This is a genomic window from Desulfovibrio piger (assembly GCF_951793255.1).
GTDB lineage: Bacteria > Desulfobacterota > Desulfovibrionia > Desulfovibrionales > Desulfovibrionaceae > Desulfovibrio.
Genome location: NZ_OX636706.1, coordinates 2,730,741 through 2,744,957 on the forward strand (window position 1 = coordinate 2,730,741; position 14,217 = coordinate 2,744,957).

Genomic DNA, 14,217 nt, shown 5'->3' on the forward strand with positions numbered 1-14,217 from the left:
GCCATGCCGCAGATCACAGGCAAGGCCGTCATCCGTGTGGACGGCGAGGAATGGCGCACCGAGGACGGCGCCAAGCTGAACCCCGGCGGCGTCACGCGCGAGGCCAAGGTGGGCGGCGGCAAAGTGCATGGTTTTGCCGAAAAGACCAAGGAACCGGAACTGGAGTGTGCCGTCTATCACACCCGGGATACGGACCTGACGGCCATCAATGCCATCAGGGACGCCACCGTGGTCTATGAATCCGATACCGGAGACCGGTACGTCCTGCGCAGCGCCTTTGTGACCGAACAGGGTGAACTGGACGCGGAAAACGGCACCATCAACGTCAAATTCAGCGCCATCTCGTGCGAAAGGATCTAGCCATGACCCAACCCGCTCTGAAGGATTTTACCCCTGTGGACGGTATTACCGTGGCCGAAGGCGGCCAGGTGCGTGTCGAGCTTGAAGACGGCCTTGTGGTGGGCTCCGCCACCTACACGGTGGCCGTGCTGCGCCAGCTCAATGCCGGGGCCGTGCTGGCCGCGGCCGAAGCCGCGGAACGCCTGGTCTCCACGGCTACGGGCCTGGAGCTTGTTTCCTCCCCGGCTCGCATGGGGGCGGAATTGCTGCGCCGTCAGATCGCACGTCTGGAGGACGATAACGGCGGCAAGTTCGACGGGCCGCTCTCTCTGGAACATCTGGGCAAGGCCTCGGCCCGAGATCTGGACAGCCTCAATTTTGCCGCCCGCCTGCTGGATCAGGGGGCGGAAAAAAGCCTGGAAGGAGTAGCCGGCCGGGGGCGAAATGCTGCCGGTAGCGACCAGTCTCGAGATGCTGCTGGCCCGGCTGGCCAGCCGGGCGGGGCTGCCGGTGAGTGAGGGGGCGTCCTGGCCGCTCCAGAGGCTCCTCCGTTTTTTGCACTATGTGAAGCACTAGCCGTTGCCCGCGCCAGCGGGCTTACGGATAGCGACAGCGAGTTCTTCACGTCGCCTGTCGCGTAACCTGTTGCTGTCTTCATCCGTAGCTTCCTGCGTCGCAACGGCTGAAGCATAGGATTGCATCGTGGCGAACCTGCGCACCTCCTTCACACTTGATCTTGGCGGCAATCTCATTACCCGGGCCAAGGCCTTTTCTACGTCCATATCGGGCATGGCCCGGCAGATACGTTCCAGTCTGGGCGGCCTCAACGGCGTGGCCGCCCAGGCCGGGAAAGGTCTTGAGGCCCTGACCGGTCGCTATGCCGCGGGCCTGGCCGGACTGGGCGTCAGCTACAAGGCGGCCCAGGCTGTCATGGACAGCGCCCGTCTGGACAAGGGACTGATGCGTACCAGCCAGACCATGGGCCTGACCGCACAGCAGGCGGTCGATGCCCGGCGCGAACTCTTCGCCATGGCACAGCGGACGGGTCAACCCATCGAGAAGCTCAAGGCCGGCCTGGATGACCTGGGGGCCTCGGGGATGGAGTATGCGCAGGCCCTGGAATCCATCAAGGCCATCAACCCTGCTATGGCCGTCACCGGGGCCAGCGGCGAACAGCTGGCCAGTGCCCTGAGTGTGGTGGGGGAAAGCTTCAAGTTTGATTTGTCCAAGGCCGGTGTGGCCGTCAAGCTGCTGGACCAGATGACCGTGGCCGGACGTCTGGGCAAGGCGGAGCTGGAAGACCTTTCCTCCATCGTTTCCCGCGTGGGCGTCAACGCCAAGAGCGCCGGATTGAGCTACACCCAGAGCCTGGCCTTCATCGAGCAGCTTTCCCAGATGGAGAAAGAGCCGGAGCGCCTGGCCACGCTGGTGGACTCCACGCTGCGTCTGTTCACCAACCAGAACTACCTGAAGGAAGCGGCCAAGGTCACGGGCGTCAAATTCTATGATGCCAAAGGCGAACGGCGGGCCGCCTTCGATGTTTTGCGGGATATCGCCAAGAAGTACCAGAAGTTCAAGACCGATGCCGAACGGGACAAGGCCTTTTCCCAGGCCTTCGCCAAGACGGATCTGGATACCCAGCGGGGCTTGCGTTACCTGTTCAGCGCCGGTGTGCTGGACAATCTGGACAAGCTCAACGCGGAGATCGAGGGCGCATCCGGGACCATCGCCCGCGATCTGCCGGACGCCATCAACAACAGTGTGGACCAGGTGGGACGCCTGAAGGCGGCGCTTTCCCAGGCCGCCGATGACTTCGCCAAGCCCTTCAACGAAGCCATCGCGGGCGGCATCGCCATGCTGCTGGATGGTGAGGGACTGTCCGGCAAACAGTTGCTGGGCGGCGCGGCCGCTGCGGGCGTGGCCGGATATGGCGCCCTCAAGCTGGCGGGCATGGGCCTTTCCCGCCTGGGCGGCAAGGCGGCCGGCGGGCTTGTCTCCACCGTGGCCCGGCAGGCTGGGCTTGCCGGGCTCAAGCTGCCGCTGCCCGTCTATGTGGTCAACAAACAGATGAGCCTTACCCGTGAGGCCATGCTGGGCCAGTCGGGCGGCGCTCCCGCAGCTCCGGGGGCTCCAGGCGGAAAAAAGGCCGGCAAGGGCAAAACGGTCTCCGGGGCACAGCTTGACGGGGCCAAAAGCGCGGGCCGGGGCGCGGCTCTTTTGACTGCGGCTGCGACAGTGGCGCCGGTCCTTTTTGATTCCGATGCCACCATGGCTCAAAAGGTCGATGCCGCGACAGACGCGGCCGGCGGCCTTGCCGGTGGTTGGGCGGGCACGGCGGCCGGCGCCAAGGCGGGCGCGTTCCTTGGCGGTTTTTTGGGGCCTTTCGGCGCTGCCGCCGGTGGTGTCGTGGGAGGCGTGGCCGGGGGCATCCTGGGCTCGGAGCTGGGACAAAGCCTTGTCTCCACCGTCAAAAACTGGCTCGGCGTTGGGGAAGGTGAAAACCCGGCTCTGCAGAAAACGATGCAGACTTTCTTGACCTCCATGCAGCAGGTCGTCGCCGCCATCCCCACGGGCGGCATCGCTGTGGACGTCAACGTGACGGGCAATGCCCAGGCCGCCATCCGGTCCAGTAACGGCAATATCGACAGCGGCCTGTCCTATTCCCGGCAGATAGCCAACGAGATGATGGAGTAAGCCATGCGTGCCCGCAGCTTTTTCAGCAACCTGCGCGAGGCCTCCTTCCGGGGCGCCCGTTTCGAGGTGGACGATGTGGAAGCCTCGGGCGGTCGCCGTGTGGTGCTGCACGAGTACCCGTTGCGGGATACGCCCTACAGTGAGGACCTGGGCCGCCGGGCGCGGGAGTTTTCGGTGCGCGGCTATATCATCCAGGGCCGCACGTATGATTACGCCACGGCCCGGGCGGACGTGCTCAAGGCCCTGGAAGCCTATGGCCCCGGCGAGCTGGTGCATCCCTGGCATGGCGAGGTCAATGTGGTGGTGGACGACTACCGCCTGCGCGAGAGCATGGAGCGCGGGGGCCTGCTTGAGCTGGATATCCGCTTTCGGGAAGCCGGACAGCTCACGAACCCCACCGCATCCGCCGATACGGCCAAGGGGGTCGCTTCGGCCGCCACAAGTGCCCGGCAAGCCCTGAAGAACAGCTTTTTGTCCGCCTTCGCGCCCGCCCTGGACGAGATCGACAAAGTGGCCACGGCGCTCAATGACGCGGCAAGCCTTGCCATGGAATACCTGGGCCTGCCCCAAAGCCTTATTGCGGAAGGGCTTGCCTATGTTCAAAGCCTGATCGCCACGCCCGCGGCCTTCTTCGATGCCCTGGTGTGGCTCTTCGGAGGGCTGCTCGGCAATGAGAGCGGGGAAAAAGCCCTGGCTGCTCCCGTGTCGGATGCGTCCTTCAGCATCGCATCCGGGGAAGGCACCGCGCCGCTGGAAAGTATCCTGGGCGGCAGTGCCGTCATCACCATCGAAGCCGAGCGCGTGATCCGCGATACCGTCGCCCAGGTGGTGGTCATAGAGACCGCCGCATCCACGGCCCACACGGAGTACGCCACGGCCGACGACGCTCTGGCGGATCGGGATGCCGTGGTGGAAGGCCTGGATACCATTGAGCCGGCGGCTGATGATGCCGTCTTTCTGGGTCTTGCCGAGCTGCGCCGGGCCGTAGTGACGGACCTGACCACACGCGGCGCGGAGCTGCCGCGCGTGCGTTCCGTGACCCTGCCGGGCACCGTGCCCGCGCTGGTGGCCGCCTACCGCATCCATGCGGATGCGGGGCGTGCTGATGAGATCGTGTCCCGTAACCGCATCCGCCATCCCGGCCGCGTACCGGGCGGCACCCCGCTGGAGGTCCTGAGTGAGTGAACGCAAGCCCGACATTATCCTGGAGGTGGACGGCCGGCGTTACGGCGGCTGGAAGTCCATAGACATCAGCCGGGGCCTGGAGCAATGCGCCGGGACCTTCAGGTTGTCCGTCACTGACCGCTGGCCGCAGCAAAATGAACCGCGCGGCATCAAGGCCGGGGCCGCCTGCCGTGTGACCATCGACGGCCGGGCCGTCATCACGGGCTATGTGGATGATGTGGAAGTCTCCTGGAGCGCCACCTCCCACGAGTATCGCGTCTCCGGACGAGACAAAACGGCGGATCTTGTGGACTGCTGCCCGCCCTCCCTGCAACTCAAGGGCGCGGACCTGCCCGCGCTGGCCCGCCGCTGGGCCAGGCTGTTCGGCATCGAGGTCATGGTGGAAGCGGAATGCAACAAGGCCGTGCCCGGTTTCAAGACCGAAGAAGGCGAGACCTGTTTCGAGATGCTGGAACGGCTGGCGCGGGCCAATGCCGTCATGCTCACCAGCGACGGCGACGGCCGTCTGGTCATCACCCGCGCCGGCACACGCAAGGCGGCCGCCGCCTTGCAGATGGGCGGCAATCTGCTGCGCCTTGCTCTGTCCTCCAGCATGAAGGATCGCTTTTCGGAAGTTACTGTCAAAGGCCAGTCCGCCGGTTCCGATACCTGGGACGGCCCCGGCAATGCCCAGGCCAAGGGGACGGCCACCGATCCCAACGTGCCCCGCTACCGCCCCCTGACCATCATCGCGGAACAGGAGGAGTTCGGCAGCGCCACCACCCGCGCCCGCCACGAAGTTGCCGTGCGCTATGGCAAGGGGCATCAGGCCCGGGCGCTGGTCAACGGCTGGTATGCGGGAACGGAGCTCTGGCAGCCCAATCGTCTGGCCGACATCCTGGACAGCAGCGGGCAGGCCATGGCCACCTGGCTCATCGTCAATGTGAGCTGGCACATGGACGACCGGGGCTGCCTTACGGAACTTTCCCTGTCCCCCAGGGAAGCCTATGAACTGCTGCCCGAGATGCCCAAGGAGGCAAAGGGCAAAAAAGGCAAGGAGGCCTCGTTATGGCTGTAATGATCCCCGGGCGCCTCCTGCGCTCCCTGCAACGGCGCATGGCCACCCTGGTTGGCCGGGCCGTGTTATTGGCCGTCAATGCCGGGACAGGCCTGCAAAGCGTGCAGGTGCGCATCCTGGCCGACGAGGTCATGGACGGGGTGGAACATATGGAGCCGTATGGCTTCACCTCCAACCCCCTGCCGGGCGCGGAAGGCGTGGTCCTCAATGTGGCCGGACAGCGCGGCGCCTGCGTGGGCGTGAACTTCGGCAACCGCGGCGTGCGTGTGGCCGGTCTCAAGAGCGGCGAGGTCTGCATCTATACCGACGAGGGCGACAAAATCACCCTCAAACGGGACCGGCATGTGGAGATCGAGACCCTGCACCTTGTCATCCGGGCACAGGAAGACGTGCGCGTGGAGACAAAAAGCTACGCGGTCAGGGCCACGCAGGGCGTCACCTATGAGACGCCGTCCTTTGGTCTTGGCGGAGGATCGGGCGGCTGCACGGCGAATATTGCCGCCGACATGGCCATCACCGGCAATACCACGCAACATGGCACTATCACCGCCAGCGGCGATGTGACGGCCGAAGGCATCTCCACCGCCCATCACACCCATCCCGGCGATTCCGGCGGTACTACGGGGGTGCCGCAATGAGGCGCGTCAATGACCTGGCCCTGCTTCCCCCAGCGCCTCTGGACGTGGCCGGGCCGGATTGCGGCATGGAGGCCGGGGATCTGGTGGCCGAAAACACGTTGCGCACGGCCGTCATCCTGTCCCTGTTCCTGGACAGGCGGGCGGACGATGATGACGTTTTGCCCAACGGCAGCAATGATCGGCGCGGCTGGTGGGCAGACACCGTGGCACCCATGACGGAATACGGCATCGGTGGCGGGCTCGCTTCCGGGGACCGTATCGGTTCCCGTCTCTGGCTGCTTTCCCGCGAAAAGCAGCTTGCCGGCGTGCTGGACAGGGCACGACACTATGCCGAGGAGGCCCTTGCCTGGCTGGTGGAGGACGGCGTGGCCACAGCTGTCAGCGTCACGGCCTCCAGCCCTAGGTCTGGCTGGCTTGCGCTTGAGGTGACGATCACCTTGCCCGACTCCAGCGAATACCGGGAAACATTTCCTCTGTCCGTCTGAAGTTTCCCGCGTCGCAACGACTGAAGCATGGCCCGGTTTTTACCGGGCTTTTTTTTGTGAGAATCCTCACCAGATTTTTACAGGCGCTCCGGGCATGATGTGTCCATGCCATTTGAACGTCCCTCCCTCCGGGAACTCATTGCCCGCATCCAGGCCGATATGGACAGCCGTCTTGACGGCCAACCCTGGCTGCGCCGCCGCCTGCTGGCCATCCTGGCCCGCATGGAGGGCGGCGTGGCCCACGGCCTGTACGGCTATCTGGACTGGCTGGCCCGGCAGATCATGCCGGATACGGCCGAGACCGAACATCTGGAACGCTGGGCCTCCATCTGGGGCATCACACGCCGGGCCGCCACACAGGCAGCCGGGTATGCCGTTTTCAGCGGCGAGGATGGTGCCGCCATTCCCGCCGGTACGGAAGTACAGAGCCCGTCCGGGCAGATCTACGCGACCCTGGCCGATGCCTGGATCGAAGACGGTACGGCCCGTGCGGCCATCGAGGCTGTGGAGGCCGGGCCGGACGGCAATGCATCCGACGCAACGCCCTTGCAGCTGACCATACCGGTGGCAGGCGTCCAGGCCCGGGCCGCAGCTTCCGGCAACATCACCGGCGGCGCGGCAGCGGAAACGGATGCCTCCCTGCGCACGCGCCTGCTGTCGCGCATCCGCACCCTGCCGTCGGGCGGGGCCGCGCGCGATTACGTTACCTGGACACTGGAGGTGGCGGGCGTGACCCGCGCCTGGTGCTACCCGGGCGAGATGGGCCGTGGCTCCGTGACCGTGCGCTTCATGATGGACGATACCTATACAAACGGCATCCCCCAGCCGGAAGATGTGCAGCGCGTCGCGGATCATCTGGACGGTCTGCGGCCGGTCACGGCGGATGTCTATGTGGTGGCCCCCGTGCCGGAGCCCGTCAACCTTGATTTGCGCATCAGCCCGGACAATCCCCGGCTTCGCGTGGTGGTGGCCGAGGCCGTCTGGGCCGTCCTGCGTCGCGATGCCGTGCCCGGCGGCACGGTCGTCATCTCCCGCCTTAACGAGGCCATTTCCGGTGCTGAAGGTGAGGAAGACCACGTTCTCTTGTCTCCCACCCAGAATATCCAGATCCCCACCGGCAAGATTGCCGTGCTGGGCAGCATCACCTGGGAGGAGGCATAGTGTCCTACCGCGAGCAGTTCTTTGCCCTGCAGCCGCCGGGTCAGGCCCTGCCCACAGACCCGGACAGCGTCTGGGGCCGCCTGCTGGACGGTCTGGCGCGGGAATACGGCCGCACGGAGAGCCGGAGCAGCGCCCTGGTACGGGAATCCGATCCACGGCAGTCCGCGGAGCTGTTACCCGACTGGGAGCGCGTCTGCGGCCTGCCCGGAGACTGCGCCATCGCCTGGGACAGTACCTTGCAGGCCCGCCGTGCGGCCGTGGTAGCCCAGCTGACCGGCGCCGGGGGCCAGCGTATCGCCTATTTTCAGCAGCTGGCGGCCCTGCTGGGCCTTTCCATCCGCGTCACGGAATACCGCCCCTTCCTGACCGGACTTTCCCGCTGTGGCCAGCGCCTCAACGGCGACCACGGCGTGCGCTTCGTCTGGTCCGTGGTGGTCAGGGGGCAGCGTGTGCTGCGCTTTCGCTGTGGGGCCAGTGTGCCGGGGGAACGCCTGCTGGACTTTGCCCGCCGGGAAGATCTGGAATGCCTGCTGCGCCTCTACGCCCCGGCCCATACGGTAATCATCATCGGATACGAGGAATAAGCATGAAATACGCGCCCCCCATCGGGCAGGAAGCCCAGGGCGAAGAAGCCCACTATGTCGACGGCAACCCGGAACTCGGCATCCTTGGCTCGCCCGTACCCGCGGCTGCCATTGAGCAGGGCCAGCGGGAGCTTTTGCACGTCATCAAACAGGCAGGCCTCACGCCCAGCAGCGAAGACCTGACCCAGCTTTTCCAGGCCATCGGCAAGCTGATCAGCAAGCGTGTGCCCATCGCCAGCAAGGAGACCGCCGGTATCGTCAAACCCGGGGCCGGGTTGCAGATAGGGGAAGACGGCACCCTGGACGTACTGGTCTCCGCCGTATTGCCCGGCACGGTAGTGGCCTTTGCCGGTTCCTTCGGTGGTGAGGGAAACCGCCATCCCATACCGCTGGGCAGCTCGGAACCGGATACGTCCTGGGTCTTGTGCGACGGCGGCAGCGACGGCAAGGGCGGCACCGTGCCCAACCTGCTGGGCCGTATGATTCTGGGCGCGTCCGATGCCCACCCGGCCGGCTCCACTGGCGGCTCGGAGACGCATTCACACAGTCTGTCCGGCACTGTGGGTGAGACCACGCTCACGGTGGAGCAGATGCCAGCGCATGGCCATAGTTATATTTCCCGCGCATCAAGCCGCGACTGCGGATATGCAAGCGGTTCCCCCATGTTCTGGCAGAATACTACCACAGCAAACACCGGCAATGCTGGTGGCTCTCAATCCCACACGCACACGCTGGACGGGGCATCTGGGGAAGCCAACGGCCTGCCCCCGTACTACGCGCTGGCGTGGATCATGCGGACGGCTTAATCCGGCAGAAGGCGCGGCCTGCGGGGGGCATGACCGGGTCTGTCCGGCACTGTGGGCGAGACCACGCTCACAAAAGAGCAGATGCCCAGCCATACGCATGGTTATCGCAAGGTGACGGCATGGTATGGCTGGAACGGTACAAATGATGGCAATGACTGCAAACCGCCGAGCGACGGACAGCCCACGGATGCCACAGGCGGTTCCCAAGCGCATGCACACGCGCTCTCCGGGGAGGCCGGGAAAGCCGATACACTACCGCCGTACTACGCCCTCTCCTTTGTTATGCGGTGCGCATAATAAAGGAGAGCACATAGTACGGGGGGAGGTTGGAAGCATCGTCCAAAGTTCCCTCCAGGGCATGGCTATGGGGTTGCGATCCGCCTGTTGCATCAGTCGTTTGTTTGCCGGAGTTCGCACTGCCCTTGGCTTCTGCAATATCGCCATAAGTGCCCTTGTTGAACGTATGAGTATGGCTTGGCATCTGCGCCACGCTCAAGGTCGTGCTGCCGACAGTGCCGGACAGGCTGGCCGAAGGCCCTGCAAGCTACGTCAGCCGCCGGATCAGGACGTCCGTATAATGAACGAAAGGGCGTAATACGGGGGCAGGCCGTTGGCCTCGCCAGACGCCCCGGTCAGATCATGGGTGTGGGGTTGGGAGCCACCGGTCGCAGAGGTATTTCCCGACTTGGTATTGACCCACTGTCGATAGCGGGTCCCCTCGCCGTTGTATTCGGTCGGGATATTGATGCCATGCCCATGGCTGGCCAGCTGCGCCACGGTGAGCGTCGTGGCGCCCACAGTGCCGGACAGTCTGCTGGATAATTGAAAAGTCCAACAATGGAGAATCGTTATGTGGTTTGAATTGATGCCGCACGGAATGCGGGAAATAACGGACGATGAAATTGTGGCCAAGGCAGAGCAAATCAAGGCGCATCGCGCTTTACAAGGCGGAGCCGGTCACGAGACGACGCCCCCGACACTCTACCCCTGGCAAATGCCTTCTCATTCTCACACCATAAACCGCTGTGGAGGTTGCTACCATGCCCACTGTTACTGTTGTCCCCTCCGATAGCCTGATCATCGTCGATGGCGCGGCCCTCGTTTTCCCGTTTGACGCCCCGACAAATCTGCATGCCCTGCAATGGCGTGGGGGCACTGGCCATACCGAGTGGACGGATGGCCCCAACCAGCCACTGACTGCTGAGGATTATGACGAGCAGGTCGCGCCGTTCGTGAAGCTCTGGCAGGCGGAAAAAGCACGCTTGGAGAAGAAAGCCGCCGAGGAGGCTGCCGCCCGTGCGCTCCCCGATGCCAAGTCCGCCAAGCAAAGCGAGATCCAGAACGGCTACGACGCCGCTCTGGCGGCCTCCCTGACCATGCCCGCCGCTTCTCCTACGGCGCAGGACGTGAGCATCGGCGCGGCCCTGTTGGCTGTAGATGATGCGGAGGGGCTGGCGTATGTGCAGGCTCTGCATGCCGCCCGCCGTGACGAACTGCTGGCCGCCGTGGAGGCCGCCGAGACCGTAGAGGCCGTGCAGGCCGTGGTCGTGGACTATGACGTATAGCCTGGCGGGACAGACCATCACCGCTCCGGACACGGGCGGGCATGGCCTGGATATGAGCAACGGGCAGGACTGGCTGGTGGAGGATTGCCTCATCGACCTGTCGGCCTGCCCGCTGGATCAGCTGGATGAGGCTGTGGGCGTGGTATGGGGCAGCAGTGCCGTTTTTCGACGCTGTGTCATCCGGGGCGCGGGCAAGTTGGTGCTGTGCGGCTCCGGGGATACGGATAAATTGAACGTTGAACGCGGCAAGACCGTCACCTTCGAGGGCTGCGTTCTTGAGAACTTCGGGCGACGGGGACCGGAAGCGCAGTCCGGCATGCGGGTCATCCTGCAGGACTGCCTGATCCGCAACTGGGGCGCTCCGGACCGCTTTGACGTGCGGTCCTTCGGGGCTTGGGCGCATCACGGCGGCAGCATCGAGGCCGTGGGCTGCGTCTTTGACCAATCCTGTCTCTGGCGCGGCTGGCATATCATGGTGCGGGACTGGCTGGCCCACATCGGCCAAAGCTGGAACGACGAAGGCCCGCGCGGCCTGTTGCGTCCGGCCAACTGGCTGCCCGGTGTCTGCCGGGGGCTGGTGGCCACAGCGGGCGGACAGGTCCGGGCCGAGAACTGCCATGCCACACGCTGGTGGATACGTCTTGAAGGGCACCGTGGCCCGCATATGAGCCGCAGCCAGGCGCAGGCGCTCATGGCCAGACTGGAGAACATGCTATAGGCCTCCCACAAGGAGGTCATATGGCAACAAAACACAAACGGGCGACCATGACGGCCCGCCAACTGGCAGAGGACTATCTGGCCCACCAGATCACGCGGGACGTGACCCGCACCAGTACCCGGCATCACCTCAACCAGCTGCTGACCCTGTTCGGGGGCTGGCAGGCCCGCCGGGTGGGCGCGGCCCAGATGCAGGAGTTTTTGGCCGCCCAGAAGGCGCGCGGCGTCATGGCCACCACAGCGCACCACCGCGTCCGCCTGTGGCGTACCGCCCTGGCCTGGGCCGTGGAGACGGGCCGCCTGCCCGCGTCGCCTCTGGCGGGTTTCCGGCTGCATCGTCCGAAGGCTAGGCGCATTGATCCGCCCACGCGGGCCGAGGCCGTGCGTATGTATAAGGTAGCCGCGCCGCATATCCGGCGTGTGATCGTCCTGGGCATGGCGGCCGGGCCGCGTATCGGCCCCAGCGAGCTTTTCCGGCTCACTTGGGGGGACGTGGAACTGGCGGCGGGCTACATGAGGATGCCCAACGCTGCCAAGGGGGCCCAAGAAGACAGCAGGATCGTCCCCATCCGGGACGACATCCTGCCCCTGTTGCGGGCGTGGAGAGGGGAAGACGAGAAACAGGGCTGCCCGTGGGTCATCCACTGGCAGGGCCGCCCTGTGCGCTGCATAGGCCATGCCTGGCATCAGGCCCGAAAAGCGGCGGGCATCACGCGGCGCATAACGCCTTATAGCCTGCGCCATGCCATGCCCACGGAAGCTCTTGAGCATGGCGCGGATGTGCAAGCGGTGGCTGAGGTCATGGGCCATGCTGATCCCACCATGCTGCTGCGTGTCTATCAGCACACGCGCTACAGGCTGCGGAAACAAGCGGTCAATGCCGCACCCGGCCTGCGGCTGGACAAGATTTGACAGTGGCGGGGGCGTTGCAGCGCCCCCACCGACGGGCCTGACAAGCCCGCCACGGCCCCACGGATAGAAAAACGACCCTCTATCCGCAGAGTATCCGCCTTGTCTGAAGTCTCGGCGAGAGACGTCATCAGTATAGGCGTTTATATCATGGGGCGCAACATGATTGCATACCATGAAACAGGAGCAACTTACCGAGATCCGTTGCCGCCATTGCGGCAAACTGCTGGCTAAGGCTTGGGCAATCGAAGTGTATCTGGAACACAAATGCTCCCGCTGCGGGGCGTATAACATTCTGCGGGCCACGCGCCCCAATTCGGAACATCCAGAGCGTCCACAGGAGCATTGTCATGCTGAAAGTGGGCAGCCTGTTCAGCGGAGCCGGTCTGTGTGACCTTGGCCTGAGCTGGGCGGGATTCAGGCATCAATGGTTTTGCGAAATCGACCCGTTCTGCCGGATGGTTCTCGCAAGGTACTGGCCGGACATTCCTCTTTATGAGGATGTGAATACTCTGAAAGGCTCTGAACTGCCGCCCGTGGACGTGCTCTGCGGCGGCTTCCCCTGTCAGGACGTATCCCAGGGAGGGAAACATGCGGGAATCAAGAAGGGCACGCGCAGCGGCCTGTGGCTCGAATACGCACGACTCATCGGAGAAATACGTCCCCGGTACGTCATCATCGAAAACGTCCGGGGCTTGCTCGCCAGGGGAATTGAGATCGTCCTGCAAGATTTGGCCGAGATCGGGTATGATGCGGAATGGGAAGTGCTTTCCGCAGCCGCCCTTGGTGCCCCTCATCGGCGCGAACGCGTGTTTGTTGTTGCCTTCCCCCACAGTAACGGCCCTGACCCAGAGCGTAGGCTTTTATCTCCGCTCCAAAGAATCGTGGGAGAAGTCGACCAACCTTTCGGCATACTTGCTTGGCTTGGAATACGGATTGTCGGGCAAAGCCGCGAAGCCGTCCGGCACGCATATCCCGGCCCCGTCCTTTATTGAGTGGATGATGGGCGTGCCGGAGGGCTGGACTATCCCGTAAATATCCCGCCCGTTCCCCGGCGGGTTCTTCCTGAATGGCGCAGCCGCCTGAAGGCTCTGGGGAACGGCATCCTGCCCCAGCAGGCATATGCTGTGGGAGCCTGCATCATGGCGCGCGAGGGAAGGCGCGTTTCCCCCATGCCGTTTGACTCCTGAGAACCGAGAGTTCCAGCGATGAGGGCCACGAGCCCCGTTTTGAAGAAGAAATATATGGATTCTCACTTTCAAACGGACGGTATCTCGCTCTATCAGGGGGATGCCCTGCGCGTCCTCACAACCTTGCCTGAGGCAAGCGTGGACGCAGTCCTCACCGATCCGCCGTATTCCAGCGGAGGCGTCACTCTGGGGGCACGACAGGCCGACCCGGCACAAAAATATCAGTCCAGTGGAACAAAGAAGCAATATCCGCCCATGCTGGGCGATTCCAAGGATCAGCATAGCTGGATCATGTGGTGTACGCTGTGGCTCGGCGAATGCTGGCGCATTGCCCGCGAAGGTGCACCGCTCATGGTGTTCACCGACTGGAGGCAGCTTCCGGCCCTGAGTGATGCCGTGCAAGCCGCAGGGTGGAAATGGCTGGGCATCGTGCCCTGGGACAAGCGAAGTGCCCGCCCGCAAATCGGCAAGTTCCGCCAGCAGTGCGAATATGTGCTGTTCGCCGTCAAAGGGCGTTTCATTGCCCATACGCGAACCTGCTTGCCTGGCGTGTATGGCTACCCTGTGATTGCCGCCAGAAAAGTGCATCTGACCAGCAAGCCGGTGGAGCTCATCGAAGACCTGCTGGCTGTGGCGGCTCCACAGGCAACTGTCCTGGACCCGTTCATGGGCGGTGGGAGCGTGGGCGAGGCATGTATCAGGACTGGCCGGAGCTATATCGGCATGGAGCTGTCGCCAGAGTATTACGAAATCAGCCGCAGTAGGCTGACAGCCGTGCTCGCTGAACGCACATAGAAAAAGGCGAGGTCGCAGGACCCCGCCTTTTTGCAATGATGTTGCGTCCTATGAAATATCGAGCCACACAGGTTATTACGCTTCCTCAAGGG

The 14,217-nt window shown here is 64.1% G+C and carries 16 protein-coding genes; all 16 read left to right on the top strand.

Annotated elements, in window-relative coordinates; translation table 11 throughout:
- The first annotated feature begins 3 nt into the window (after positions 1–3).
- Positions 4–360, top strand: coding sequence for a phage tail tube protein (locus Q4I12_RS12220; protein WP_302261747.1), 357 nt, complete (start codon positions 4–6; stop codon positions 358–360).
- 2 nt (positions 361–362) lie between these two features.
- On the top strand, positions 363–857 hold the full coding sequence (locus Q4I12_RS12225; protein WP_302261749.1) for a phage tail assembly protein: 495 nt from the start codon (positions 363–365) through the stop codon (positions 855–857).
- A gap of 184 nt (positions 858–1,041) precedes the next feature.
- Positions 1,042–3,033, top strand: coding sequence for a phage tail tape measure protein (locus Q4I12_RS12230; protein WP_302261751.1), 1,992 nt, complete (start codon positions 1,042–1,044; stop codon positions 3,031–3,033).
- 3 nt (positions 3,034–3,036) lie between these two features.
- Complete coding sequence (locus Q4I12_RS12235) at positions 3,037–4,218, top strand: DNA circularization protein (RefSeq protein WP_302261753.1); 1,182 nt, start codon at positions 3,037–3,039, stop codon at positions 4,216–4,218.
- On the top strand, positions 4,211–5,275 hold the full coding sequence (locus Q4I12_RS12240; protein ID WP_302261754.1) for a phage baseplate assembly protein: 1,065 nt from the start codon (positions 4,211–4,213) through the stop codon (positions 5,273–5,275). Before Q4I12_RS12235 ends, Q4I12_RS12240 begins: the two co-directional genes overlap by 8 nt.
- On the top strand, positions 5,266–5,913 hold the full coding sequence (locus Q4I12_RS12245; RefSeq protein WP_297231501.1) for a phage baseplate assembly protein V: 648 nt from the start codon (positions 5,266–5,268) through the stop codon (positions 5,911–5,913). Before Q4I12_RS12240 ends, Q4I12_RS12245 begins: the two co-directional genes overlap by 10 nt.
- Positions 5,910–6,398 (top strand): phage GP46 family protein, encoded by a 489-nt coding sequence (locus tag Q4I12_RS12250; RefSeq protein WP_302261755.1) that lies wholly within the window; start codon positions 5,910–5,912, stop codon positions 6,396–6,398. Before Q4I12_RS12245 ends, Q4I12_RS12250 begins: the two co-directional genes overlap by 4 nt.
- A 105-nt stretch (positions 6,399–6,503) precedes the next feature.
- Positions 6,504–7,559 (top strand): baseplate J/gp47 family protein, encoded by a 1,056-nt coding sequence (locus tag Q4I12_RS12255; protein WP_302261756.1) that lies wholly within the window; start codon positions 6,504–6,506, stop codon positions 7,557–7,559.
- Positions 7,559–8,143, top strand: a complete 585-nt coding sequence (locus tag Q4I12_RS12260) for a YmfQ family protein (protein ID WP_302261757.1) — start codon at positions 7,559–7,561, stop codon at positions 8,141–8,143. Before Q4I12_RS12255 ends, Q4I12_RS12260 begins: the two co-directional genes overlap by 1 nt.
- 2 nt (positions 8,144–8,145) lie before the next feature.
- Complete coding sequence (locus Q4I12_RS12265) at positions 8,146–8,949, top strand: hypothetical protein (RefSeq protein ID WP_302261758.1); 804 nt, start codon at positions 8,146–8,148, stop codon at positions 8,947–8,949.
- A 1,040-nt stretch (positions 8,950–9,989) separates the two neighbouring features.
- Complete coding sequence (locus tag Q4I12_RS12270; protein WP_302261759.1) at positions 9,990–10,514, top strand: phage tail protein; 525 nt, start codon at positions 9,990–9,992, stop codon at positions 10,512–10,514.
- Complete coding sequence (locus Q4I12_RS12275; protein WP_302261761.1) at positions 10,504–11,232, top strand: hypothetical protein; 729 nt, start codon at positions 10,504–10,506, stop codon at positions 11,230–11,232. Before Q4I12_RS12270 ends, Q4I12_RS12275 begins: the two co-directional genes overlap by 11 nt.
- 20 nt (positions 11,233–11,252) lie before the next feature.
- Entirely contained in the window at positions 11,253–12,143 is an 891-nt protein-coding gene (locus Q4I12_RS12280; RefSeq protein WP_302261762.1) for a tyrosine-type recombinase/integrase, read from the top strand.
- Between the two features lie 172 nt (positions 12,144–12,315).
- Positions 12,316–12,534, top strand: a complete 219-nt coding sequence (locus Q4I12_RS12285) for a Com family DNA-binding transcriptional regulator (protein ID WP_302261286.1) — start codon at positions 12,316–12,318, stop codon at positions 12,532–12,534.
- Positions 12,491–13,135, top strand: coding sequence for a DNA cytosine methyltransferase (locus Q4I12_RS12290; protein ID WP_302261287.1), 645 nt, complete (start codon positions 12,491–12,493; stop codon positions 13,133–13,135). The genes Q4I12_RS12285 and Q4I12_RS12290 overlap by 44 nt, the downstream gene beginning before the upstream one ends.
- 249 nt (positions 13,136–13,384) lie before the next feature.
- Positions 13,385–14,125: a DNA-methyltransferase gene (locus Q4I12_RS12295; RefSeq protein ID WP_297160482.1), complete on the top strand. Its 741-nt coding sequence runs from the start codon at positions 13,385–13,387 to the stop codon at positions 14,123–14,125.
- Positions 14,126–14,217 lie beyond the last annotated feature (92 nt).

Coding starts and splice junctions, on each gene's coding strand:
- Q4I12_RS12270 (WP_302261759.1), top strand. CDS start 9,990: ATGCCCACTGTTACTGTTGTCCCCTCCGATAGCCTGATCATCGTCGAT.
- Q4I12_RS12265 (WP_302261758.1), top strand. CDS start 8,146: ATGAAATACGCGCCCCCCATCGGGCAGGAAGCCCAGGGCGAAGAAGCC.
- Q4I12_RS12225 (WP_302261749.1), top strand. CDS start 363: ATGACCCAACCCGCTCTGAAGGATTTTACCCCTGTGGACGGTATTACC.
- Q4I12_RS12285 (WP_302261286.1), top strand. CDS start 12,316: ATGAAACAGGAGCAACTTACCGAGATCCGTTGCCGCCATTGCGGCAAA.
- Q4I12_RS12250 (WP_302261755.1), top strand. CDS start 5,910: ATGAGGCGCGTCAATGACCTGGCCCTGCTTCCCCCAGCGCCTCTGGAC.
- Q4I12_RS12255 (WP_302261756.1), top strand. CDS start 6,504: ATGCCATTTGAACGTCCCTCCCTCCGGGAACTCATTGCCCGCATCCAG.
- Q4I12_RS12295 (WP_297160482.1), top strand. CDS start 13,385: ATGGATTCTCACTTTCAAACGGACGGTATCTCGCTCTATCAGGGGGAT.
- Q4I12_RS12245 (WP_297231501.1), top strand. CDS start 5,266: ATGGCTGTAATGATCCCCGGGCGCCTCCTGCGCTCCCTGCAACGGCGC.
- Q4I12_RS12290 (WP_302261287.1), top strand. CDS start 12,491: ATGCTGAAAGTGGGCAGCCTGTTCAGCGGAGCCGGTCTGTGTGACCTT.
- Q4I12_RS12275 (WP_302261761.1), top strand. CDS start 10,504: ATGACGTATAGCCTGGCGGGACAGACCATCACCGCTCCGGACACGGGC.
- Q4I12_RS12235 (WP_302261753.1), top strand. CDS start 3,037: ATGCGTGCCCGCAGCTTTTTCAGCAACCTGCGCGAGGCCTCCTTCCGG.
- Q4I12_RS12280 (WP_302261762.1), top strand. CDS start 11,253: ATGGCAACAAAACACAAACGGGCGACCATGACGGCCCGCCAACTGGCA.
- Q4I12_RS12220 (WP_302261747.1), top strand. CDS start 4: ATGCCGCAGATCACAGGCAAGGCCGTCATCCGTGTGGACGGCGAGGAA.